Raw genomic sequence first — 22,251 nt, forward strand, 5'->3', positions numbered from 1 at the left:
CGAGGAGAGCGAGGCGATGGGCACTTCGATCGTGGGGCTCGGCATGACCGAGCTCGGCAGGGTGTACGGGCGCAGCCCCCGGCGGCTCGCCGCCGACGCGGTACGGCTGGCGGCCGCCGACGCGGGCCTGGCGCTCGGCGACCTGGACGGCCTGCTGGTCAGTCACGGCATGGGCGGTTCGCCCGGGATCGAGCTGGCCGACACGCTCGGCCTGCGCGACCTGCGGCTGCTGGCCCTGGTCAACTCCTACGGGGCGACGGCCGGGGCGATGGTGTCGTACGCGGCGATGTCGGTGCTGAACGGTTCGGCGACCACGGTCGCGTGCGTGTTCGCGGACGCGCCGCTGAAGCCGGAGCAGTCCGCGGGCTCGGCCTACAACCGCAGTTCACGCGAATGGTACGGGTTCGGCGGGATGACGGCGGCGCTCGGCCTGCGCAGCGTGAACTCGCACTACGCCCTCGCCGCCCAGCGGCACATGGCCCGCTACGGGACGACGAGCGAGCAGCTCGGCGCGATCGCCGTGGCGACCCGCGCCTGGGCGTCCGGCAACCCCCTGGCGCAGATGCGGGAGCCGATCACGATCGAGGACCACCAGGCCTCCCGCTGGGTGTCGGAACCCCTGCACCTGCTGGACTGCTGCCTGGTGTCCAACGGTGCGATCGCCGTCATCGTGACGAGCGCCGGCCGGGCCCGCGACCTGGCCCGCCCGCCCGTCCACCTGTGGGGCTGGGGGCAGGGCCACCCGGGGCACCGCAAGGAGCGCGGCAGCGACTTCGGCCTGGCGACGGGCGCCGCGGCGTCCGGCGCGGCGGCGATGAAGATGGCCGGGATCACCACGGCCGACGTGGACGTGTGCGAGCTGTACGACTGCTACACCTACACCGTCCTGGTGACGCTGGAGGACTACGGGTTCTGCGCGAAGGGCGAGGGCGGCGCGTTCGCCGCGTCCGGCGCCCTCGGGCCCGGCGGGTCGCTGCCGACCAACACCGGCGGCGGGCAGCTGTCGGCGTACTACATGTGGGGCATGACGCCGCTGTCGGAGGCCGTGATCCAGGCGCGGGGGGACGGCGGGCAGCGGCAGGCCCCCTCCACCGACGTGATCCTCGTCAGCGGGAACGGCGGGATCCTCGACCACCACTCCACGCTGGTCGTCAGCCCGCACGAGAAGGGGGCCTAGCCATGGACATCGGCGTTCTGCGGCGGGACGGGCGCACCGACCCGTTCTTCGACGGCACGGCCGCCGGCCGGCTCGTCGTCCGGCGCTGCGAGGCGTGCGACCGGTGGTTCGCGCCGGACGCGAGCGGCTGCCCCGGCTGCGGCGAGGAGGAGCTCGGCTGGGCCGAGGCGAGCGGCGCGGCGACCCTGGTGACCTGGACGATCCTGCCCAAGGAGCCGCCCGCGTTCCTGGCGCTCGTCGAGCTGGCCGAGGGGCCCTGGCTGCACGCCCGCCTGGACGGGGTGGAGCGCGCGGACCTGCGCGAGGGGCTCGCGCTGCGCGCGGCGTTCGAGCATCCGGACGAAGGCGAGTCGTACGTGCTGTTCCGCCCCTGGACCGAACGCGGTTCGGTCCGTTAGCGTCGGGCCATGAACACCGAGGTCTGCGCACGGTTCGGCATCGAGTTCCCGCTGTTCGCCTTCAGCCACTGCCGCGACGTGGTCGCCGCCGTCACGGGCGCCGGCGGGTTCGGTGTCCTCGGTGCCGTCGCGTACACGCCGGACCGGCTCGAAGAGGAGCTCTGCTGGATCGACGACCACGTGGGCGGCCGCCCCTACGGCGTCGACGTGCTCGTCCCCGGCAAGATCGACAAGGCGGCGGAGGGCGGCGGCGGCCTGGACGCCCTGCTCGCCGCCGTTCCCGACGAGCACTGGCGCTTCCTCGTCGGCCTGTTCGCCAAGTACGACGTCCCGCCGCCCGACTTCGACAAGGCCCGGCGGTCCAACGCGCGCGGCGGCGCGCAGGTCACCAAGGAGGGCGCGACCGAGCTGATCGACGTGTCGCTCGCCCACCCCATCGGCCTCATCGCCAGCGCCCTCGGCACCCCGCCGCCGCTGATGGTGGAGAAGGCCAAGGCCGCCGGGATCCCCGTCGCCGCACTGGTCGGGACGTCCGAGCACGCCCGCCGCCAGGTCGCCGCCGGCGTCGACCTCGTCGTCGCGCAGGGCGGCGAGGCGGGCGGGCACACTGGCGAGATCTCCACGATGGTGCTCGTCCCCGAGGTGGTCGACACGGTCGCGCCGGTGCCCGTCCTCGCCGCGGGCGGGATCGCCACCGGACGCCAGATGGCCGCGGCCCTCGCGCTCGGCGCGTCCGGCGTGTGGTGCGGCTCGGTGTGGCTCACCACCGAGGAGGCCGAGACGTCCCCGCCGGTGAAGGAGAAGCTGCTCGCCGCCACGTCGCGCGACACGATCCGGTCGCGGTCGCGGACCGGCAAGCCCGCCCGGCAGCTGCGCTCGGCGTGGACGCAGGAGTGGGAGGGGCCGGACAGCCCCGGCCCGCTCGGCATGCCGCTCCAGATGATCGTGGCCGAGGGCGCCATGCGGCAGATCACCAAGGTGGCCGAGTCCGGCAACCCGGGCGCCCGCGCCCTCGCGAACTACTTCGTCGGCCAGTGCGTCGGCCTGATGAACACCGTCAAGCCCGCACGCCAGGTCGTCTACGACATGGTCGAGGACTTCGCCGACGCGGTGGAGCGGCTCAACGCCGTCACCGGCACGGACTGAACGGCCGAAACCGGACATCGTTCCGGCAGGTGGCGCGGCGCTAGCGGCGTGACGCCGCCGCGGCCCCGGCTTACGCTTCCCTGCGACAGGCATGATCCGCCCCCGCCGTCAGGGAAGGCCGCCGTGGGCAACCCCCGACCCGACGACTCCGGGCGCGGGCTCTTCGCGCTCTTCGACTGGATGACCGGACGCCTGCCCTGGCGGCTGGACTCGCGCCCGTACCCGGTCACCGTCCTGGAACCGGCCGGCGACCGGGACGACCCGGACGAGCACCTGGAGGAGCTGAAACGCCTCGCGGGCGAGATGGGGCTCTCGGCGATCGCTCCGGAGCTCGCGGACGCCGGGGGCGAGGCCGCCGCGATCGCGCTCGTCGACACCATGTCCCAGCCGCTGACCTGGCGGCACACGCGGTCGCAGTTCGGCCTGCTGCGCTTCCCCCGCTCCGAGCTCATCCGGACGATCCAGGCCGCCGCCGCCGAACCGGGGACCGACGGCGCCCTCGCCCCGCCCCCGTACCGCCGCTCCCCCGTCGCGACCGTCGACCGCTGGAACGAGCGCGCCGGGCTGTTCCGCTGGCAGGGCGCCCCGCTGCGCGCCCCCGCCTGGTGGCCCGGCATCGGCGCGTCCATCGTCGCCCTCATCGCGGTGCTCGCCGGCGGCATCGCCGAGCAGACCCCGAGCCGCATCCTGGCCACCGCCGCCGCCGTCCTCGCCGTCGTGCTGGTCGCCGTCGCCGCGCTGTCCACCCGCCGGATCTGGCTGCCCGTGCTGTCGCGCGCCGGGTTCGGCGGCCGCTACCGCTGGTTCGCCCGCACGTCGTTCTTCGCCGTCCTGGACGAGAGCGGCGACGACCTCGGCTTCGAGGGCCGCCTGCACCGGGTGTCGGAGCGGCTCACCAAGCCGGACGCGGCCCGGTTCCTCCTGCAGATCAAGACGTTCGCCCTGCTGGAGGACATCCGCGACCAGTACCGGCGGCTCGCGCCCAGCCTGCGCGGCTTCAAGCGGCCCGCGCCGCCCGTGGTGTTCCTGTCGCGTCCGGGACGCCGCAACGGCGGCCTCGCCGTGCTGTCGGCGATCAGCGACATCCGGGCGCGCCGCAGCGAGTTCCACCCGCTACTGGTCATCGCCTCGATCGACGCCGGCACCCGGGACGAGCTCGGCGGCGCCGCGCCCGCGAGCGGCGACGCCATGGACCGCTACGAGCACTGGCGGTCCTCGCTCGGCACCGCGCAGGGGCCGAGCGAGTCCGTGCGGCTGCCCTACCTGCTGCGCGTCCCGGTCTCCGGCGACCCCGCCGCGCAGCGCCCCGCCGACGACTTCGCCGTCCGGCGCCGCCCCCGCTGGACGTGGCTGTGGTCGTGGCGCGCCCTCATCGCCGCCGTCCTGGTCTGCGTGTTCGCGGTGACCTACGTCCAGCTGGACCTGCGCTCCACCTACTGCAGCGTCGGGCTGCCCATGAGCTGGAACGGCGACACCAGGCTGCACACCAACACCGACGGGAGCCGCGAATGCGTCGGCGTGTCGACGCACGGCGTCCGGTTCGAGCGCGGCGCCGACAGCATCGGCATGGACGGAGACCGGCATCCGCCCTCGGCCGGCAACACCGGGCCGCGGCTCACCCTCGCCGACCTCCAGCGCCGCATCGAGCGGGAGAACACCGCCGTCGCGGCCTCGGGCGACCCGTACGTGACGCTCGTCTACGTGGGGATCTTCACCGCGAGCCCCGGGCAGAGCGAGGTCACCGTCAGCAGCGTCCACGAACTCGCGGGCGCCTACCTCGCGCAGCGGCGCAACAACGGCTCCGGCGGCCCCGGCGAGGTCGGCAACCCCCTCAAGATCCGGCTGCTGCCCGCGAACACGGGGCAGAACATGGCCTTCTCCGGCGAGACCGCCGACCGGATCCTCGATCTCGCGCGCCGCGACCCGACCCTCGCCGGCGTCGTCGGCTTCGGCCGCAACACCGAGCCGTCCAGGGCCGCGATCGAACGGCTCGTCGCCGCCGGCCTCCCTGTCGTCGACACCGTCAACTCCTCCGACGAGCTGCCCCGGCTGAAGCACTACCACGGCCTGGCCGCCACCGACTACGACGAGGCCGCCGCGACCCGCGCCGCCGTCCACGCGGAGTTCCGGGACCGCCCGATCGGCCGCGTGATGATCGTCCACCGCACCCCGGGCCCGTCCAGGGACGCCTACAGCCGCGAGATCGCCGACGACGTCACCCGCGTCCTGCGCCCGCGCGCGGCCGACCGCGTGGAGTACACCGGCATCGAGGACGTCGCCCGAACGGTGAAGGCCGCGTGCAAGACCGCCTCCTACCGCCTGATCTACTTCGCCGGGCGCTCCGAGGACCTGCGCGGCCTGCGCGACGGCCTCATCCAGGGCGGCTGCACCCGCCGCCGCCTCGTCCTGCTCGCGGGCGACGACGTGACCAAGTCCCGCTTCGGCACCGGCCCCCACGACGTCCCGCTTCCGGAGAACACCGTCGTCTACCACACCGCGTTCGTCCACCTGCCGTTCCTCATCGCCGGTGACCGCGACCAGACCAACGGCTTCTTCCTGCTGGCCCGCAACATCCTGCACATCGGCGCCCCGCGCGTCCGCCCGGACGAGCCGCTCCTCGTGAACGGCCAGATGGCCCTCTCCTACGACGCCGCCCTCGCCCTCGGGGAGGCGGCCCAGAACGCCTACGACGCCCTCTCCCCCACCCGGGATCCGGCGGACACGGTGGCCGGCAGCCGCACCGTCACCTCCGGCTCGGTACTGCAGGAACTGCCCCACCTGTCCGGCCTGGAGGGCGCCACGGGGACCATCGCCTTCGAGGGGGAGGGCCACGAGCGGGGCGGCCCCGGCACCCGCGGCGTCACCCTGATCCGGGTGACGCTGAAGAACGGCGAGCCGGTCTCCACGCCGATCTGCGGCCGTCTCAACGGCATGAGGCGCGTGCCGCGCCTGGATCCCTGCCCGCGCTGACGCCGATCGCGCCGGGCCGTTACATCACGCGCGGGCTGCGGCGTTCGAGGAGGACGACGTCGCGCCAGCGCCCGTGGAGGCGGCCGAGACGTTCACGGACGCCCACGGTGCGGAACCCGGCCCTGGCGTGCAGCCGCAGGCTGGAGGCGTTCTCGGGGAAGACGCCGGACTGGATCGTCCAGATGCCGTCCGCCTCGGTGGAGGCGATGAGCGCGGTCAGCAGCGCGGACCCGACGCCACGCCCCCGGGCGCCAGGGCAGACGTACACGCTGTGCTCGACCACACCGCTGTAGCAGCAGCGGTCGGACACGGCGCTCGCGGCGATCCAGCCGAGCACGTCGCCCGGCGGGGCCCCGGCCGCGTCGACGGCCACGTACCGGTGGCGGTCCAGCTTGGCTGCGTCGAACGTCTCCCAGGTGGGGGCGCTGGTCTCGAAGCTCGCCTGCCCGGTGTCCAGGCCGTCCTGGTAGATCGCCAGTACTCGCCCGGCGTCGGCCGCGCGCATGGCCCTGACGGTGACACCGGGGCCCGCCTCGGGATCGGTCACGGCCGTCCCTCCGGGGATCCGGCGGGCAGGGCGGGGACGGGCCTGCCCATGACGACGTCGGCGGCGGACGGGAAGCAGCCGACGCAGGCGGCGTTGACGCGGTAGTAGGAGGCGGTGCCCCGCCGTTCCGCCAGCACGAACCGCACCCGGGCCAGCACCCTCAGATGGGCCGAGACGGTCGACTGGCCGACCTCCACCGCCCTCACGATCTCGCCGACGCTCATGGGGCGGTCCCGGCGGGCCAGCAGCGAGACGATCTGGATCCGGGTGGGGTCGGCCAGGGCCCTGAACCAGGAGGCGTACTCGGCGGCGGTGGGCCGGTCCAGCGGGCCCGTCTCAGCATCCATCGTTCATCGACGATAGACGATAAAAACCCGAAGATCCAGACCACCTTCACCGCCGCGATGTCAGTCCCCTGGGCCACACTCCTCCCTATGAGCCTGCCAGAGGACTTGGACGCGTTGGCGCGCACGGTGATCGACGGAAACCGGTACATGACCCTGGGGACGAGCGAAGCCGATCACCGGCCCCGCCTGTCGCCGGTGTACTTCACGCACGCCGGCTACCGCACGTTCTACTGGGTGTCCTCCCCGGACGCGCGGCACTCGGGCAACATCGCCGCGCGTCCGGAGGTCGCCATCGTCATCTACGACTCGACCGTGGAGATCGGGCAGGGCCGCGCCGTGTACATCGACGCCGTGGCCTCCCTCGTCGCCGACGAGGATCTGCCGCGGCGCTGCGCCGACGCGTTCCCCGGGGTCGACCCGGGCGCTGTGGCCTTCCGGCCCGACGAGCTCAGCGGCGCCGCCCCACTGCGTCTCTACCACGCCGACGCGACCAGATTCGAGGTTCACCTGCCGGGCCGCGACCCGCGCAACGCCGCCGGGATCGACGTCCGGCGCGGCGTGGACCCGGTCGAGGGATCCTGACCGGGCCCGGTCGCCTCACGCCGGGCCAGCGGCCTTCGACGCCGTGACGACCACGGTCGCGTAGGGCATGGTGAAGCTTCCGCCGAGGGCGTCGATGGCCTCGCCGACGCCTTCCAGCACCTGCGCCCGGTCGGCCTCCGGGAGCCCCGTGAGCGTGCCCTGGGTGGGCATCTGGTCCAGCCACTCGTCGCGGGTGTAGACGTGCTCCCAGTCGAACCGCCACTGCTCCGGCTCGCCGAAGCCGCCGGCGGCCGCGATCCCGTCGGCGGCCTTGGCGAACATCACCTGGTAGCCCTCCATGGCCGACTTGTCCGTGCGAACGCTGAACGGGGAGTCGGGCACGACCCGCCGGTAGACCGCCACGAAGGCGGCCATCACGGTGGGCGGGAGCTCGAACACGTGCCAGAACGCCGCCAGCCGGCCGCCCGGCCGCAGCACCCGCGCCGCCTTGGCCGCTCCGGCGACGGGGTCCACCCAGTGCCAGGCCGTCCCGGCGATCACGGCGTCGAAGTCCCGGCCCGCCGGGTCCCAGGACTCGAACGTCGCCTCCTCGACCTCCAGCCCGCCGCGCCGCGCGAAGCCGGCCATCCGCGCGTCCGGCTCGACGCCGAGCACCGTGCAGCCGGCGGCCTGGAACTGGCGGGCCTCGATGCCGGTGCCGCAACCGACGTCCAGGACGTCCGGCCCGGGACAGGCGGCGGCGATCCGCTCCACGAGAGCGTCGGGATAGCGGGGCCGGGCGCGGTCGTAGCGTTCGGCGTCCGAGCCGAAGGACTCCGCCACCTCGCGGGCGCGGTGCGGTTCGGGGGGAGGGCCGGTCGATATAATGGGCATGCGCCCACTATGAATGGGCGCTTGCCCACTCGTCAAGGAGGAACCGCCGTGCCGACAGGGGTCGCCATGCGCGACGTGCGCGAGCAGCTGTTCGACGCCGCCGAGCGCGTCCTGCTGCGGGACGGGCCGAGCGCCCTGACCAGCCGGGCGGTCACCGCCGAGGCGGGCTGCGCCAAGGGCGTCCTGCACCGGCACTTCGCCGACTTCGACGCCTTCCTCGCCGAGTTCGTCCTGGACCGCGTGCACCGGATGGACGCCGAGACGGCCGCCCTACGTGAAGCCGCCGGGACCGGCACCGTCGTCGGCAACCTCTCCGAGGCCCTGAGAGCCGTCTACGCGTCGGTCGCCGTCGCGATCGTCCCCCTCATCACCTTCCGGGACGAGCTGCGCGCCCGGCTGCGGCGGACCTGGCCGGCCGGGGTGCCGGTGCTGACCGAGGCCGTGGAGATGATCGCCTCCTACCTCTCCGCCGAGCGCGACCTCGGCCGGATCGCGGCGGACGCCGAGGTCGACCTGCTCGCCCCCACCCTGGTCGGCGCCGGCCACCTGCTGTTCGCCGACCGGACCGCCCCGCCTCCGGACGACGAAGCCGTGCGCAGGACGGTGACCGGCGTCGTCGCGGCCGTGCTGCGCTGACCCCCTAGAGCCGTTCGATGACGAGGCGCTCGTCCCGGACCGTCACCGGCGTGTCGAACGCCGCGCAGGCCTTGGCGAACCGGTCGATGATCCAGGCGCGGTCGGCGCCGGCCGCCAGGCGGGTGCGGCAGAAGTCCAGCCGGATCGGAACCGCCTCGATCCGGGACGGCCCCGCGTCGTCCAGCGTCACCAGGAACAGCAGGCCGAGATCGTTGCGCAGCAGGGCGTCGACCGCGTAGTCGTCGATGAAGTCGCCCATGTCGAACATCACCGGCCACGCCACGGCGTGGAAGACGTGCGCGGAACTCCCGGCGACGAGCGTCGCGCCGGCGTCCACCAGCCTCCCCGCCGCGCGCCGCACGTAGGGCAGCGGCGCCGGGATCATGTTCGGGCCCCAGTGCGGCATGACCAGGACGGCGTCGTGCCCGCCGCGCAGGCGCCGGACCTCCTCCAGCAGGTAGCCGGGGACGCCGTCCTCCAGATCGGCGTAGGCGACGCCCGGACGGTCCGCCCCCGCCGCGAAGTCGGCCGGATGATCCGTGACGCCGAGGACCGCGACCCGCACTCCCCCGGCCTCCAGGACGGCGGGCTCCCGCGCCCGCTCCAGGTCCTCGCCAGCGCCCACGGTCCGGATGCCCGCGCGCCAGAGGAGGTCGAGCGTGTCCGCGAGCGCGTCCGGTCCGTAGTCCAGGGCGTGGTTGTTGGCGAGCGTCACGCAGTCCACGCCGAGGTCGGCGAGGGTCTCGGCCGCGGCCGGCGGCGCACGGAAGTGGAAGGGCTTGCCCGGCGCGTCCCACCGCCGCCCGCGCCCGGACACGCAGCACTCCAGGTTCACCACGGCGAGATCGGCCTCGCCGAACACCTCGCGCACCCCGTCGGAGAACAGGCCGTGCGGGCCGAACGCGGCGATCTCCTCCGCGACGCCGCGTCCCAGCATCGTGTCTCCGGCGAGCGCGATCGTGATGGCCATGCGCAGAACCCCCTAGGACAGTCGTGCCCTGGTCGGGGACGGCTCTCACCGGCCCGGCGAGATCGGGCTCTGCGAGATCGGGCTCTGCGAGATCGGGCTCTGCGAGATCGGGCGGCGGGTCAGGAGAGCGCGCGGCCCGGGCCCTTCTTGACCTGGTCGACGAAGAGCCGGGCGAGCGCCTGCTGCCCGGCGACCGTCGGGTGGTAGCTGCGCGGCTCCGCTTCGAGCGCCGCGAGGTTCAGCGTCAGCCCGTTCATGTAGGCGTCGCGGCTGCCCACCTCGTGGCCGGCGAACGCGCTGAAGGCGTCCACGAACTCCACGCTGCCGTGCCGGTGCCCGGCCACCTTGCGCGCGTCCGCCTCCATCACCGACTGCCGGATCACCCCGCCCAGCTCGTAGGCCCGCGCGTTCAGCCAGCGCTGGTCCGGCACGGTGATGTTGTCCCCGTCCACGCCGCTGACCTCGGAGAACGCCTTGGGGTAGGACATCACGATCACCCGCGCCTCCGGCGCCCGCGCGGTGATCTCGGCCAGCAGCGCGGGCAGGCTCTCCCGGAGCCCGGCCATCCGCCGGGCGATCTCCTCGCCCTGCCCGGAGCAGCCCCTCCCCCACGGCAGCTTCACCACGCAGCCGGCGAGCACCCGCGAGAACCCGACGTCGTTGCCGCCGATGCTGATCGTGACCAGGCTGGTGTCCCGCCCGACACGGCCGATCTGCGGGGGTTCGCCGCCCCGTCCGTCCAGCACGTCGTCGGTGGTCGCGCCCGAGCACGCCCAGAACGCGCTGCCCTTCGCGAAGCGGAACGCCTGCGAGACCTCGTGGTAGTACGCCTTGGACGTCCGGTGGCACCGGTCGAGCGGGTTCTGGTCGCCCACCGTCGCCTCCGCCCCGACGCCCGCCGAGTAGGAGTCCCCCAGCGCGACATAGGCGCCCCGGGTCGCCACCTCGACCGGGGTGATCGCCGGGGTGGCCGCGGCGACCGGGTCCGCGCGCCGCTCGGGGTCCGTAGCGCGGCAGCCGCTCCCGAACACCTCGCACCGCGCCGCCGGCATCGCCACCAGCGGGACGACCGCCAGCGCCAGCAGCAGCGCCAGGAGCGCGAGCGCGGCGCCCCGCTCGCCGAGACGGCCCCGCACCCATGCGACCGGGCTGATCATCGTTCTCCTTCGTCCACGCGCCGGACGTCCATGGGCCAGACGTCCGCCGAGCGCCCCGGGTTCCCGCCTTTACATTGTAGATCTTTAACTGGGGCGCCGGAGCGGCGCCCACATGACGATCCGCGGCCCCAGTTCGTGCAGGCCGGCCTCGATCTCGGCGTCCCAGTAGGACCTGATCCCCGGCCCCCACCGCTCCCGCGGCAGCTCCGCGAACCCGTGCCGGGCGTACCAGGGGCCGTTCCACGGGACGTCCCGGAACGTCAGCAGGCTGACCCCGGGCCGCCCGGCCGCGGCGGCCCGCGCCTTGACCTCGTCCAGCAGCAGGACGCCGATCCCCCGCCCCACCAGGTCGCCGCGCACCGAGATCTGCTCCAGGTGCGCGGCCCCGTCGACCTCCTCGACGGCGGCGAACCCGACCGGCGGGTCACCGGCCACCACGATCTCCGCGCCCCTGCCGATCATCTGCTCGGCCACGGTCGGGCCGGGCGGGAACACGATCCCGATCTCGCCGAACATCGCGTCGCCCGAGTTCTCGATCTCCGCCAGCCCCGCCAGGTCACCGCCCCGCGCCGTCCGGACCTCATGCTCCATGCCGCGATGGTAGGCGCTCTCCCGAGCGCCGTCCCCCGATTAAACGGCGCCCTGGTCAGGCGTAGAAGCGCGAGTGCCAGTCCATGGGCGGCTCGCCGTAGGAGTCGGCGGGCGGGCTCGGGCCGAACTCGACCGCGCTGCCCTCGGCGAGGACGGCGATGACCCCGGCGGCCTCGACGCCCGCGCGCCAGTGCTCGGGGACCGCCCGGGAGCCGTACCGGGCGCCGAGCAGGTTTCCGCAGATGGCGCCGGTGGAGTCACTGTCGCCGGAGTGGTTGACCGCCAGCAGCGTCCCGCGCGGGACGATCTCCAGCGGGTGGCCGCCCGCGGCCTCCGCGGCCAGCGCGGCGTGCACGGCGATGGCGAGGGCCTCCGGTCCGGTGAATCCGCCGCCGAGGCTCTCCAGCCGCTCGGGCACCTGGGACGCCGGGCCGCCGCGCGGCAGCGCCAGCGCCTTCTCCAGCGCCGCCGTCGTCTCCTCGTGCCCTTCGTGCTCGCGCAGTCGCGCCATGGCGTGCCCCAGCGCGTCGGCGAGAGTGGCGCCGTGAACGAGCGCCGACACCGCTACAGCGAGCGTGCCCGCGGGGAGGCGGCCGGACGGGTGGCCGTGGGTGAGCGCCGCCGTCCCCTGCCCCCAGGTGAAGACGACCCCGGGATCGGGATACCCGAAGCCGCACGGCGCGGCCCGGACCGTTCCGGCGCAGCCCTTGGAATCGTTGACGGGTTCGTCCACCCTGCCTAGAGGCCACCCCGGCTTGCCGCGCTCCGCCGCCATGCGCAGCGCGGCGAGGGTGGTGCGACCCGCGCCGCGCCGCGCCGTCACCGCCGGATCGCGAAGCGCCGGACCGCTCACCAGCAGATCCTGCTCGGGCATCCGCTCTCCCCGCGCGCGCAGCCACGCGAGGTAGTTCGCCTGCACCAGCCCGAGGTACGCGCCGCCGATCCCTTTCGCCCGGGCCCGGATGGACGCCTGGACGCCCGCCTGCGCGGTGAGCAGGCTCAGCTGCGTCGCCTCCCCGATCTCCGCCCGTGCCGGCAGGCCCGTCACGCCCGCGGGCCCGTACGCCGCGCGGATCTCGGCGACGGACATCCCCTCCACGGGACGTCCGAGCGCCTCCCCGACCGCCCCGCCGAACAGGCACCCCAGCATCCGATCGCCCGCCATGTCCGCCATGCCCGACACGCTACCGACCCGCCGGCCGCGCGTCCCGGCGAAGATCACCGGGCGGCCCGGCGCCATGCATCGGAGGAAGCCCGCGCCAGGCCCTTCCCCGACGACGCTCGGACACCCGCTGAGCGCAAGGGAGCCACCACGGTCCAGGTGACCGCTCCCTCCCGGAGGGGAGCCGGATCACGCGCGGGAGGGAGGTGCCCCATCGGGCGGAAGCCGTTCACTGGCCGTGCAGACAGGCCGCACGACCAGAAGGGCGAACATGCTGAGGAACCCGACGGCGATGATCCGCCGGATGCACGGAGACACCGTCGAGGACGCCCCGCGGTGGGCGGTCGTCTCCGCCTACGCCGCCAGCCTGGTGGTCCTGCCCTCCTGCCTGTGGCGGATCGCCCTCGGCTTCGGCGCTCCGATCGGCCCGCTGCGGGGGGACATGGGCGACGCGCGCGGCGACCTGCCCGGCTGGGTCCCGATGTGGGGGTACACGATCTTCCTCAGCGTCCTCAGCGAGGCGCTGGCCTTCCTCGCCGTCGGCCTGGTGGCCCGGTGGGGCGAGGTGGTCCCGCGCTGGATCCCCGGCCTCGCCGGGCGCAGGGTGCCGGTCCTGGCCGCCGCCGTCCCGGCGGGCACGGGCGCCGCCGTCCTCACCATCGTGACGATCACGAGCCTGCCGGGCTTCAACGAGTTCACCGAGCCGGACGGGACCGCGGTCGCGCTCGAAGGCTGGAGGCTGGCCCTCTTCGTCGCGTCCTACGGCCCCCTCGTCCTCTGGGGCCCGCTCCTGGCCGCCGCGACCGCCGCCTACTGCCTCCGCCGGACCCGCCGCCCCTCCCCCACCGCACTGAGCACCCCCTAGACGCCTGCCCCGCACACCACCTCCGGCACCCACCCCAACCCACCCCTCAACACACCAAGCCAGGCCACCACTGCCCACCACCTCCCACGGACGCACCACCCACCCCTCAGCACTCCAACAGGCTGGCTGCATCCACCAGCAGGCACCGCCGTCCACCGCCTGCAGCAGAAGTGCCCAGGCCGCAGTCCCAGGCCGCATGCCGCGGTCGCAGGTCGCGGTCGCAGGTCGCGGGTTGGGCGCATCGTAAAAGGGCTGCGTCGGGGACGTGGCCGCGGGCATGCTGAGGCATGGTCTGGAAGCTGACCGACGATGTCGAAGAGTTCCTGGCGCGGGCGGAGGGGTTTCTGCGCGCCGATCCCGTCGCGAACACCGTGCCGCTGACCGTGACCAAGGCGATTCGGACACAGGGCCCTGCTCTCTATCCGACGGCGCTGTTCGGCTGGTGGACGGCGGTCGGCGGCGTCGCGGGCACCTGCGTGTGGACGGGGGCGTATCCGGTCATGCTCAGCGCCATGCCGGGGTCCGCGGCGCCGGAGCTGGCCGAGGCCCTGGCCAGGCGGGAGGCGCGGGTCCCGGGCGTCAACGGGACGCCGCAGGTCGCCGAGGGCTTCGCGGAGGCGTGGACCCGCCGGACCGGGAGCCCGGTCCGCGTCGCGCGGAGGGAGCGGCTCCACCGGCTGGCGGGGCTCGACATGCCGGACCCGCCGCCGGACGGCGCGGCGCGGGTCGCGGACGCCAGGGACCGGGAGCTGGTCCACGACTGGTACGCGGCGTTCCGCCGGGACGCCGGCGGCCACGGGGATCCGAACCCGGCGGTGGTCGACGGCCGGCTCGCGGAGGACGGCATCGTGCTCTGGGAGTCGGCCGGCGGCCCGGTGGCGATGGCGGGACGGACGCCGGCGGTCGCGGGAACGGCACGGGTGGCGCCCGTGTACACCCCAGCCGAGCATCGCCGCCGCGGCTACGGGGCCGCGGTGACCGCCGCAGTCACCCGCGCCGCCCAGGACGCCGGCGCCACGGAGGTCGTACTGTTCACCGACCTCGCCAACCCGACCAGCAACGGCGTCTACCACCGCCTCGGCTACCGCCCGGTCGAAGACCGGATCGCCCTCACCTTCACCTGACAAAAGCCCCCAGGCCAGCCCCGACGGACTCGATGCCTGGCAACCAGCGGCCGTCCTCGGGCCGGAGCCGTGCCCTCACCGCTGATCAAAGGTCTTGATCGGTGATGGGAGGTCGTGCTCGCGCGGGTCGTGGTGTGAGCACTGGTCCACTACCCCGTCCCCTGCGGGTTGCTGATCGTGATGGTCGCGAGGGAGAGGACGGGGCCGTTCGCCCGATGGGGCCTTCGGTCAGGGGGTGGGGGTTACTTGACGCCCGCCTCCTTCATGTCGCGTAGTTCGCGCTTGAGTTCCTTGATCTCGTCGCGGAGGCGGGCGGCGAGTTCGAACTGCAGGTCGGTGGCGGCCTGGTGCATCTGGTCGGTCATCTGCTCGATGAGGCCCTCCAGCTCCTCACGGGGGCGCTCCCCGACCAGGTCGGCGGCGTGCCGGCCGGCCTCCCTGGTGCGGGAGGCGAGACCGGGGACGGGCGCCTTGCCGCGGCTCTGCTGGCGGCCGCCGCCGCCGATCAGGGTCTCGGTGTCGGCGTCCTCGCGGGCGAGGGAGTCGAGGATGTCGGCGATCCGCTTGCGCAGCGCCTGCGGCTCGATGCCGTGCTCCTCGTTGTAGGCGCGCTGCTTGGCGCGGCGCCGGGTGGTCTCGTCGATCGCCCGCTCCATGGACGGGGTGACGGTGTCGGCGTACATGTGGACCTGGCCCGACACGTTGCGGGCCGCGCGGCCGATCGTCTGGATGAGGGACGTCTCGGAGCGCAGGAAGCCCTCCTTGTCGGCGTCCAGGATCGCCACGAGGGAGACCTCGGGCAGGTCGAGGCCCTCGCGGAGCAGGTTGATGCCGACGAGGACGTCGTAGTCGCCGGCGCGCAGCTCGCGCAGCAGCTCGATGCGGCGCAGGGTGTCGACCTCGCTGTGCAGGTAGCGGACCTGGATGCCGAGTTCGAGCAGGTAGTCGGTGAGGTCCTCGGCCATCTTCTTGGTGAGGGTGGTGACCAGGACGCGCTCGTCGCGCTCGGTGCGCTCGCGGATCTCGTGGATGAGGTCGTCGATCTGGCCCTTGGTCGGCTTGACGACGATCTCGGGGTCGATCAGGCCGGTGGGGCGGATGACCTGCTCGACGACGTCGCCCTTGACGCGGTTCATCTCGTAGGGGCCGGGCGTCGCCGACAGGTAGACGGTCTGGCCGATCCGTTCGAGGAACTCCTCCCACTTCAGCGGGCGGTTGTCCATGGCGGACGGCAGCCGGAACCCGTGCTCGACCAGCATCCGCTTGCGGGACGCGTCGCCCTCGTACATGGCGCCGATCTGCGGGACCGTCTGGTGGGACTCGTCGACGACGAGGAGGAAGTCTTCGGGGAAGTAGTCCAGGAGGGTGTTGGGGGCGGTGCCGGGGCCGCGGCCGTCGATGTGCCGGGAGTAGTTCTCGATGCCGGAGCAGGTGCCGACCTGCCGCATCATCTCGATGTCGTAGGTGGTGCGCATGCGCAGGCGCTGCGCCTCCAGCATCTTGCCCTGCCGCTCCATGACGGCGAGGGTCTCCTCCAGCTCGGCCTCGATCTGGCCGATGGCGCGCTCCATGCGCTCGGGCCCGGCGACGTAGTGGGAGGCGGGGAAGACGTACAGCTCCTCGTCCTCGGTGATCAGCTCGCCGGTGAGCGGGTGCAGGGTCGCCAGCTTCTCGATCTCGTCGCCGAACATCTCGATCCGGACGGCGAGCTCCTCGTACTGCGGGATGATCTCGACGGTGTCGCCGCGGACGCGGAACGTGCCGCGGGTGAAGGCGAGATCGTTGCGGGTGTACTGCATGCCGACGAGCTGCCGGAGCAGGTCGTCGCGGTCGATCTCCTGGCCGACGTGCAGCCGGACCATCCGGTCGACGTACTCCTGCGGGGTGCCGAGGCCGTAGATGCAGGACACGGACGCCACCACGACGGTGTCGCGGCGGGTGAGCAGCGAGTTGGTCGCCGAGTGCCGCAGCCGGTCGACCTCGTCGTTGATCGAGGAGTCCTTCTCGATGTAGGTGTCGGTCTGCGGGATGTACGCCTCGGGCTGGTAGTAGTCGTAGTACGACACGAAGTACTCGACGGCGTTGTTGGGCAGCATCTCGCGCAGCTCGTTGGCGAACTGGGCGGCGAGGGTCTTGTTCGGCTGCATGACGAGGACGGGCCGCTGGAGCTTCTCCACCAGCCACGCGATCGTGGCGGTCTTGCCGGTGCCGGTCGCGCCGAGGAGCACCGCGTCCTTCTCACCCGCCGAGACGCGGGCGGCGAGCTCGGCGATCGCCTGCGGCTGGTCGCCCGACGGCGTCATCTCGGTGACGACCTCGAACGGCGCCACGCGGCGCCGCAGGTCCGTGACTGGGCGCATCGACACTCCCCTGGATCCGGCGTTCTCCCTGCTCTCCCAACTGTATGCAGGGGCTCGGACATTCCGCGGCCGCGCGGGCGGCGTCGCGCGGGCTCAGGAGGCGGGCAGCGGGAGCCGGGCCCGGACGGCGTAACCGCCGCCGCGCGGGCCGGCGTCGAAGCTGCCGCCGAGGGCGGTGACGCGCTCGCGCAGCCCGACCAGGCCGTTCCCGCCGGAGGGCAGCCGGTGCTGGGGCCCGGCGGTGGGCGGCTCGTTGGCGATCTCCACTTCGACCGCCTCCGGGAGGAGGCCGAGGTGCACGCGGGTGTCGGCGGCGCCGGCGTGCTTGTGGACGTTGGTGAGGGCCTCCTGCACGAGCCGGTAGACCGTCCGGCCGACGGCGGCGGGCATGGGGCGCTCCTCGCCGCGGATCGTCAGGTCCACGCGCAGGCCCGCGGCGCCGGACTGGCCGACCAGCTCGCGGAGATGGGCCAGCGTCACCTCCTGCTGGGGGAGGGCCTCCTCCCCCTGCCTGAGCACCCCGACGACGTGCCGGAGCTCCTCCAGCGCCTGCCGCCCCATGTCGCCGATGACCGAGGCGGTCTCGGCGGCCCGCGCCGGGTCGCGGACGGCGATCGCCTTCAGCGCGCCCGCGTGGACGACCATCACGCTGATGCGGTTGGCGACGACGTCGTGCATCTCCCGCGCGATGCGGGTGCGTTCCTCCCCGCGCGCGCGTTCCGCGAGCAGGTGCTGCTCGCGTTCGAGTCTCGCGGCGCGTTCCTGGAGCGAGACCAGGAGCTGCTTGCGCGCGCCCATGTAGAGGCCCAGCAGGACGGGGACCCCCACGAACGCGATCCCGAAGATCGACTGTGCGAGGAAGGACTCCGTCGCCGCCGTGGGGGCCGGGAAGACCAGGTTGGCGACGTAGCCGCCGAGCGCGATGACCACCACCGTGCGGCGGGACGCGGTGTAGGCGGCGAGCGAGTACAGGACGATGAGGGTGCTGAACGCCCCGGCGCCCGTGACGGTGCCGTACACCACCGCGAACACCGCCAGGCCCACCGGGTGGGAGCGCCGCACGATCAGGGCCAGGCCGAGCACGACGCTGCAGGCCGACACGACCGGGGGCGGCAGCCAGAAGCTCTGTTCGGCGAACCACAGGAAGAGGCCGTCGCCCACCGCGAATGTCAGGGCGATCGCGATGTCGAAGGCACGGGAACGCCGGGTGGGCCATGCCCCCGACCACCATCCCCGTACGCGCATGGCGACGAGCCTATAGCGACTTAAAGGGCGCCTGTCGCACATGTGAGCACAGCCCTTACCTGCAGGGCTTTTCCAGCGAATGGACGCTGTGGTTACGATGACCGCGCCGGTCGGGCCGTTCGAGGGGGCCGCCCCTCGGCGCCCCGAGCGCCCCGGCGCCGACAAGGACGGGGAAACCGCACAATGGCCCGATTCGCCAACTGGTTCGGGAAGAACGCCGACGCCGTGATCGCGCTGGTGCTGGCGGTCGTCGTGGCGGTGCTCGGGCTCGGGGTGAACCTGCCGAACGAGACCGAGATCACCAACAGCGGGATCCTCGCGGTGATCGGCCTGCTGGCGACGTCGGTGCTGCGCGACCGCGGGCGGCGCGTCCCGGTCGAGGCGGAGGTGCGCGACACGCTGCGCGCCTCGGCGGCCACGCTCGGTGAGCTCGACGCCAAGCTGACCCACATCGAGGCGTTCGAGGGCGTCCTGTCCGACACCAAGCGCGCCCTGGACGAGACCACGGTCGTGCGGGTCATCAGCGGGGCGCAGGTCGCGCAGGTCCTGGCGGAGGCCCGCCGCGCCACCGACCGGTGGTTCTTCAAGGGCGGGACGGGCACCTACATCCGCGCGCGCACGCTGCCCGAGTGCGTGGCGGCCGCGCGGCGGGAGCGGCGGACGCTGCTGTTCCGCATGGAGATCCTCGACCCCACGAACGTGGAGGTGTGCGAGGCGTACGCGCGTCACCGCCGGTCGGTGTCGGACGGGCCGGACGCCACGGGCGAGCCGTGGACGCTGGAACGCACCCGCAAGGAGGCGTACGCCACGATCCTGGCGGCGTGCTGGCACAAGCAGCGGTTCGCGATGCTCGACATCGACATCGGCCTCGCGCAGACGATGACGACGCTGCGCTACGACCTCGCCTCCTCGGGCGTGGTGGTCACCCGCGACGATCCGCGCGGCGAGGCCCTGGTCGTCGACAGCGCCAAGTTCTACTACAGCTGGGTGAGCGCGGAGCTGCAGACGAGCCTCGACCAGGCGCGGCGCGTCCCGGTCGAGCAGGCCAGGCTGGCGCCCCTGGACGACGAGCCGACCGTGGAGGAAGTGCGCAAGCTCTTCGAGGTCATCGGAATCGACCTCGCGCAGGGCTATACCGACCGCGACGTCATCGAGATCATACGTAAGGCCCTGCGGGCCAAGGACCCCTACGAGTGACGCGCGGATGACGGTGCGGGGCGCGGGAGACGGGCCGGGGGGGCGACGGTGACGGTGAAGGGTGAGGCCGCCGGAGTGAGGTACGAGGAGATCCGCGAGGAGATCCACGCCGGTACCGCGGCCCGGACGCTGCCGGAGCGGGTCGGGCGGATCCTCGGCGGGGTCCTGGACGACGCCGCGGCGGGCCGCTCCCGTGTTCCGGCGGTGCGGCACCCGCTGGGCTTCCTGTGCCTTCCCCTGGAGCGCAGCGGTGACCTCGGGGTGTGCCTGCACATCTGGACTCCGGAGGTGCGTCCGGCACCGTCCACCACGTCGACGGTCCACTGCCACAGCTGGGATCTGCTCAGCTTCGTCCTGTACGGGACGGTCCGGAACGTGCGGATGGACGTCAGTGAGGCGTCCGCCACCGGGACGCAGCAGGTCTTCGAGGTCGTGAGCCAGGGCGACCTGGACGAGCTGAGGGCGACCGGGCGCGCCGTCCACTGCGCTCCCGCCAGGTCCAGCACGCACCGGACCGGGGAGTCGTACACCCTGCCCGCCGGTGTCTTCCACAGCACGCTGATCGAGGACGGCCTGGACGCGGCCACGGTCGCTCTAGGCCGGCAGACGCCGGGCGGGGGCGATCTGTCGCTCGGCCCTCTGGACGTTCCCAGCCACAGGGTGCGCCGCTCGCGTTCCGACCACGCCGACACGCTGCGGGCCTTGCGCCGCTCCGCCCGCAGGATCGCCGCCGCCCACTGCTCGCCGCGCCGGTAGCCGGACGCCGGATCCCACTGGAGAGGCCCGATGAGACCCACGCCCCCGTCAGCGGCCCTTCCGGTCGATCTTTCCAGGGCCCGCCGCGTGGCGGTGCAGGCGGCTGAGGCGGCGGGCGCGCTGCTGAGCGCCCGCGTGGACGGCCCCCTCGGGGTGCGTCCGAAGGGCGCGGGCGGGGACGTGGTGACCGAGCTGGACACCGCCGCCGAAGACCTGATCGTGGAGCGGCTGCGGGCCTCGTATCCGGGGCACCGGATCATCGCCGAGGAGTCCGGGATCCTCGACGGCGCGCCCGGCGAGGACATGGTCTGGCTCGTTGACCCGCTGGACGGCACCAACAACGTGGCGATCGGCATGCCGGTGTACGCGGTCGGGCTGGCGTTGTGCGCGCGCGCCGAGCCGGTCCTGGGCGTCGTGCACGACCCGGTGAGCGGCCGGACGTGGTCGGCGGTGCGCGGGCGGGGCGCCCTGGGCCCGGACGGGAGGCCCCTGACGCTGGCCGACCGCCCCAGGCCGGGACGGGAGAAGAACCCGCTCCTGGCATGGACGCAGGGCCACCAGGTAGGTGCGGGCGATCCGGTGGCGTTCGCCATGCGCTCGGCCCTGGAACTGCGTTGCGCGCGGATGCTGCAACTGTGGGCGCCGCTGGTGGCGTGGACGATGCTGGCGCGGGGCGACATCGATGGCATCGTCGGCTATCTGCCCGAGATCGTGGACCTGCCCGCCGGGATGCTGGTGGCCGCCGAGGCCGGCGCGGAGCTGCGCCGCCTGGACGGGGCGCCGTACGAGCTGGGCATCGACCGCCCGCCGTCCGAGCTGGGCTTCGTCGCGGCGCGTCCGGAACTGCTCGACCGGCTCCTGGAGACCACGGCGAAGATCGACCCGCGGGACGGGCGCGCCCCCCTCGCCCGGTGAGCCCGTTCCCGGCCGGAGGCGGACTCAGCCGGTCAGCAGGAGGGCTCCGACGGCGGCGGCCGAGCCCGCCACGGCCAGAGCCGAGCCCGCCAGGACGAACGTGCGCATCGGCACGCGCACGTCCCAGCGCCGGCACCACTCGAACCACAGCAGCGTGGCCAGCGACCCCCAGGGCGTGATGACGGGCCCCACGTTCGTCCCGATGAGCAGGGAGAGCAACTGGTCCTTGTTCGAGGCGGGCACGGCCGACTCCCCGGCCACGTAGGCGGGGAGGTTGTTGAGGACGTTCGACAGCCCCGCCCCCGAGAACGCCGCCCGCACCGCGCCTGCCGTACCGCCGTCGTCGCCGATCAGGGCGCGCATGGCGTCGTCCAGCCCGAACCGCTCCAGGGTGGGGACGACGAGGAACAGCCCGGTGACGAACACCATGAGCTGCCAGGGGATGAGCGCGGGGCGCAGCACAGACCGGTCGCGCACGGCGAAGGCGACCACGGCCACGACCGCGGCGGCCGTCGCTGCGACGCCCAGCTGGATCCCGGTGTGCACTCCCGCGAGGATCGCCGCGATGAACAGCAGGCACGCGGCACCCGTGGCGGAGAACAGCACCCGGTCCTGGACGGGGACTGGGGCGGGCGGGTCGTAGGTCTCCTCGCCGCGCATCCGACGCCGCCAGTAGAACACCCAGAGCAGCACCATGGTCACGGCCAGGACCGCCAGTTGCGGCACCCACATCCGCGCCGCGAACGCGCGGGTCTCCAGAGCCACACGGTCGGCGGCGAGCAGATTGGTCAGGTTGGAAACCGGGAGCAGAAGGCTCGCCGTGTTGGCCAGCCACACCGTCGTCATGGCCAGCGGGAGGGTCGCGATCCGCGCGCGCGCCGCCAACACCAGCATGACCGGGGTCAGCAGTACCGCGGTCGTGTCCAGATTGAGGAACACGGTGGTGAGCGACGCGAACGCCACGCACAGCAGGAACAGCGCGGCGTAGTTGCCGCGCCCGGCCTTGGCCATCCGCTGGGCGATCGCGTCGAAGACGCCCGCCTCCTTGGTCAGCTCCGCCAGGATGATGACGCTGAACAGGAAGAGCAGCAGAGGCGCGATCCGTCCGACGCTGGAGCGGGCCGTGTCGGCGGGCAGCAGGCCGGTGGCGACGAACACCAGACCGAGCACCAGGACGGCGATGCGGATCCAGTCGAGGGCGCCCAGGGAGGCGGCGGCACGGCGCAGGGCCTCGGTCGGAGGGGGCGGCACGCGCGTCATGATTCCACAGGC

The 22,251-nt window shown here is 73.5% G+C and carries 21 protein-coding genes; 11 read left to right on the plus strand and 10 right to left on the minus strand.

Translation table 11 applies throughout. The features are described 5' to 3' along the window. Positions 1-16 precede the first annotated feature (16 nt). The 4 genes from BJY14_RS05970 to BJY14_RS05985 all read left to right on the plus strand — a co-directional run bounded on the left by BJY14_RS05970 (position 17) and on the right by BJY14_RS05985 (position 5,691). The gene (locus tag BJY14_RS05970) at positions 17-1,177 is read left to right on the plus strand and encodes a thiolase family protein (protein ID WP_179842689.1); all 1,161 of its coding nucleotides are present in this window, start codon (positions 17-19) and stop codon (positions 1,175-1,177) included. A gap of 2 nt (positions 1,178-1,179) precedes the next feature. Then, on the plus strand, positions 1,180-1,575 hold the full coding sequence (locus BJY14_RS05975; RefSeq protein ID WP_179842690.1) for a Zn-ribbon domain-containing OB-fold protein: 396 nt from the start codon (positions 1,180-1,182) through the stop codon (positions 1,573-1,575). 9 nt (positions 1,576-1,584) lie between these two features. After that, a complete protein-coding gene (locus BJY14_RS05980) occupies positions 1,585-2,721 on the plus strand; it encodes an NAD(P)H-dependent flavin oxidoreductase (RefSeq protein ID WP_179842691.1) in 1,137 nt (378 codons plus the stop codon). A 123-nt stretch (positions 2,722-2,844) separates the two neighbouring features. Next, positions 2,845-5,691 (plus strand): type 1 periplasmic-binding domain-containing protein, encoded by a 2,847-nt coding sequence (locus BJY14_RS05985; protein WP_179842692.1) that lies wholly within the window; start codon positions 2,845-2,847, stop codon positions 5,689-5,691. 19 nt (positions 5,692-5,710) lie between these two features. Here BJY14_RS05985 and BJY14_RS44930 read toward each other — a convergent pair whose 3' ends face one another. Further along, positions 5,711-6,238 (minus strand): GNAT family N-acetyltransferase, encoded by a 528-nt coding sequence (locus BJY14_RS44930; protein ID WP_312879007.1) that lies wholly within the window; start codon positions 6,236-6,238, stop codon positions 5,711-5,713. Beyond that, positions 6,235-6,585: an ArsR/SmtB family transcription factor gene (locus BJY14_RS44935; protein ID WP_179842693.1), complete on the minus strand. Its 351-nt coding sequence runs from the start codon at positions 6,583-6,585 to the stop codon at positions 6,235-6,237. Before BJY14_RS44935 ends, BJY14_RS44930 begins: the two co-directional genes overlap by 4 nt. Before the next feature lie 87 nt (positions 6,586-6,672). Between BJY14_RS44935 and BJY14_RS06000 the strand changes: the two genes are divergently transcribed. Further along, the gene (locus tag BJY14_RS06000) at positions 6,673-7,167 is read left to right on the plus strand and encodes a pyridoxamine 5'-phosphate oxidase family protein (RefSeq protein WP_179842694.1); all 495 of its coding nucleotides are present in this window, start codon (positions 6,673-6,675) and stop codon (positions 7,165-7,167) included. Positions 7,168-7,182: 15 nt separating this feature from the next. Here BJY14_RS06000 and BJY14_RS06005 read toward each other — a convergent pair whose 3' ends face one another. Continuing rightward, the gene (locus BJY14_RS06005; protein WP_179842695.1) at positions 7,183-8,001 is read right to left on the minus strand and encodes a class I SAM-dependent methyltransferase; all 819 of its coding nucleotides are present in this window, start codon (positions 7,999-8,001) and stop codon (positions 7,183-7,185) included. Between the two features lie 48 nt (positions 8,002-8,049). On the opposite strand from BJY14_RS06005, the gene BJY14_RS06010 reads away from it, so the two are divergent. Further along, positions 8,050-8,637 carry a TetR/AcrR family transcriptional regulator gene (locus BJY14_RS06010; protein ID WP_179842696.1) on the plus strand — a complete coding sequence of 196 codons (588 nt, stop codon included), beginning with the start codon at positions 8,050-8,052 and terminating at the stop codon, positions 8,635-8,637. 4 nt (positions 8,638-8,641) lie between these two features. Here the strand turns inward: BJY14_RS06010 and BJY14_RS06015 are convergent, their stop codons facing one another. The 4 genes from BJY14_RS06015 to BJY14_RS06030 all read right to left on the minus strand — a co-directional run bounded on the left by BJY14_RS06015 (position 8,642) and on the right by BJY14_RS06030 (position 12,529). Further along, entirely contained in the window at positions 8,642-9,607 is a 966-nt protein-coding gene (locus BJY14_RS06015; protein WP_179842697.1) for a CapA family protein, read from the minus strand. Positions 9,608-9,726: 119 nt separating this feature from the next. Next, positions 9,727-10,764 (minus strand): SGNH/GDSL hydrolase family protein, encoded by a 1,038-nt coding sequence (locus tag BJY14_RS06020; RefSeq protein WP_179842698.1) that lies wholly within the window; start codon positions 10,762-10,764, stop codon positions 9,727-9,729. Positions 10,765-10,848: 84 nt separating this feature from the next. Beyond that, on the minus strand, positions 10,849-11,355 hold the full coding sequence (locus BJY14_RS06025; RefSeq protein WP_179842699.1) for a GNAT family N-acetyltransferase: 507 nt from the start codon (positions 11,353-11,355) through the stop codon (positions 10,849-10,851). A 55-nt stretch (positions 11,356-11,410) separates the two neighbouring features. After that, positions 11,411-12,529: an ADP-ribosylglycohydrolase family protein gene (locus BJY14_RS06030; RefSeq protein ID WP_179842700.1), complete on the minus strand. Its 1,119-nt coding sequence runs from the start codon at positions 12,527-12,529 to the stop codon at positions 11,411-11,413. Positions 12,530-12,788: 259 nt separating this feature from the next. Between BJY14_RS06030 and BJY14_RS06035 the strand changes: the two genes are divergently transcribed. Together BJY14_RS06035 and BJY14_RS44940 are read left to right on the plus strand one after the other, a co-directional pair. Beyond that, positions 12,789-13,382: a hypothetical protein gene (locus BJY14_RS06035; RefSeq protein WP_179842701.1), complete on the plus strand. Its 594-nt coding sequence runs from the start codon at positions 12,789-12,791 to the stop codon at positions 13,380-13,382. Between the two features lie 287 nt (positions 13,383-13,669). Beyond that, the gene (locus tag BJY14_RS44940; RefSeq protein ID WP_179842702.1) at positions 13,670-14,506 is read left to right on the plus strand and encodes a GNAT family N-acetyltransferase; all 837 of its coding nucleotides are present in this window, start codon (positions 13,670-13,672) and stop codon (positions 14,504-14,506) included. A gap of 242 nt (positions 14,507-14,748) precedes the next feature. Here the strand turns inward: BJY14_RS44940 and uvrB are convergent, their stop codons facing one another. Beyond that, positions 14,749-16,866, minus strand: coding sequence for an excinuclease ABC subunit UvrB (uvrB, locus tag BJY14_RS06045; protein ID WP_179842703.1), 2,118 nt, complete (start codon positions 16,864-16,866; stop codon positions 14,749-14,751). Between the two features lie 93 nt (positions 16,867-16,959). After that, positions 16,960-18,111 carry a sensor histidine kinase gene (locus BJY14_RS06050; protein ID WP_179842704.1) on the minus strand — a complete coding sequence of 384 codons (1,152 nt, stop codon included), beginning with the start codon at positions 18,109-18,111 and terminating at the stop codon, positions 16,960-16,962. A 183-nt stretch (positions 18,112-18,294) separates the two neighbouring features. Between BJY14_RS06050 and BJY14_RS06055 the strand changes: the two genes are divergently transcribed. Genes BJY14_RS06055 through BJY14_RS06065 form a run of 3 tightly spaced genes read left to right on the plus strand, consistent with a single transcriptional unit; the run spans position 18,295 to position 20,979 of the window. After that, entirely contained in the window at positions 18,295-19,308 is a 1,014-nt protein-coding gene (locus tag BJY14_RS06055; protein WP_179842705.1) for a hypothetical protein, read from the plus strand. Positions 19,309-19,356: 48 nt separating this feature from the next. Next, on the plus strand, positions 19,357-20,064 hold the full coding sequence (locus tag BJY14_RS06060; protein ID WP_312879009.1) for a hypothetical protein: 708 nt from the start codon (positions 19,357-19,359) through the stop codon (positions 20,062-20,064). A 30-nt stretch (positions 20,065-20,094) separates the two neighbouring features. Continuing rightward, positions 20,095-20,979, plus strand: a complete 885-nt coding sequence (locus BJY14_RS06065; RefSeq protein ID WP_179842706.1) for an inositol monophosphatase family protein — start codon at positions 20,095-20,097, stop codon at positions 20,977-20,979. 24 nt (positions 20,980-21,003) lie between these two features. On the opposite strand, the gene BJY14_RS06070 is transcribed toward BJY14_RS06065, so the two are convergent. Beyond that, positions 21,004-22,230: an ArsB/NhaD family transporter gene (locus tag BJY14_RS06070; protein WP_312879010.1), complete on the minus strand. Its 1,227-nt coding sequence runs from the start codon at positions 22,228-22,230 to the stop codon at positions 21,004-21,006. Positions 22,231-22,251 lie beyond the last annotated feature (21 nt).

The sequence above is a fragment of the Actinomadura luteofluorescens genome (assembly GCF_013409365.1).
In the GTDB taxonomy this organism is placed as follows: Bacteria; Actinomycetota; Actinomycetes; order Streptosporangiales; family Streptosporangiaceae; genus Spirillospora; species Spirillospora luteofluorescens.

Bases quoted from the DNA above. Each gene is read 5' to 3' on its own strand.
- uvrB (WP_179842703.1), bottom strand. From the start codon at position 16,866: ATGCGCCCAGTCACGGACCTGCGGCGCCGCGTGGCGCCGTTCGAGGTC.
- BJY14_RS06035 (WP_179842701.1), top strand. From the start codon at position 12,789: ATGCTGAGGAACCCGACGGCGATGATCCGCCGGATGCACGGAGACACC.
- BJY14_RS06015 (WP_179842697.1), bottom strand. From the start codon at position 9,607: ATGGCCATCACGATCGCGCTCGCCGGAGACACGATGCTGGGACGCGGC.
- BJY14_RS05970 (WP_179842689.1), top strand. From the start codon at position 17: ATGGGCACTTCGATCGTGGGGCTCGGCATGACCGAGCTCGGCAGGGTG.
- BJY14_RS05975 (WP_179842690.1), top strand. From the start codon at position 1,180: ATGGACATCGGCGTTCTGCGGCGGGACGGGCGCACCGACCCGTTCTTC.
- BJY14_RS44940 (WP_179842702.1), top strand. From the start codon at position 13,670: ATGGTCTGGAAGCTGACCGACGATGTCGAAGAGTTCCTGGCGCGGGCG.
- BJY14_RS06065 (WP_179842706.1), top strand. From the start codon at position 20,095: ATGAGACCCACGCCCCCGTCAGCGGCCCTTCCGGTCGATCTTTCCAGG.
- BJY14_RS44935 (WP_179842693.1), bottom strand. From the start codon at position 6,585: ATGGATGCTGAGACGGGCCCGCTGGACCGGCCCACCGCCGCCGAGTAC.
- BJY14_RS06055 (WP_179842705.1), top strand. From the start codon at position 18,295: ATGGCCCGATTCGCCAACTGGTTCGGGAAGAACGCCGACGCCGTGATC.
- BJY14_RS06000 (WP_179842694.1), top strand. From the start codon at position 6,673: ATGAGCCTGCCAGAGGACTTGGACGCGTTGGCGCGCACGGTGATCGAC.
- BJY14_RS06050 (WP_179842704.1), bottom strand. From the start codon at position 18,111: ATGCGCGTACGGGGATGGTGGTCGGGGGCATGGCCCACCCGGCGTTCC.
- BJY14_RS06025 (WP_179842699.1), bottom strand. From the start codon at position 11,355: ATGGAGCATGAGGTCCGGACGGCGCGGGGCGGTGACCTGGCGGGGCTG.
- BJY14_RS06020 (WP_179842698.1), bottom strand. From the start codon at position 10,764: ATGATCAGCCCGGTCGCATGGGTGCGGGGCCGTCTCGGCGAGCGGGGC.
- BJY14_RS06005 (WP_179842695.1), bottom strand. From the start codon at position 8,001: ATGCCCATTATATCGACCGGCCCTCCCCCCGAACCGCACCGCGCCCGC.
- BJY14_RS05980 (WP_179842691.1), top strand. From the start codon at position 1,585: ATGAACACCGAGGTCTGCGCACGGTTCGGCATCGAGTTCCCGCTGTTC.
- BJY14_RS06030 (WP_179842700.1), bottom strand. From the start codon at position 12,529: ATGGCGGACATGGCGGGCGATCGGATGCTGGGGTGCCTGTTCGGCGGG.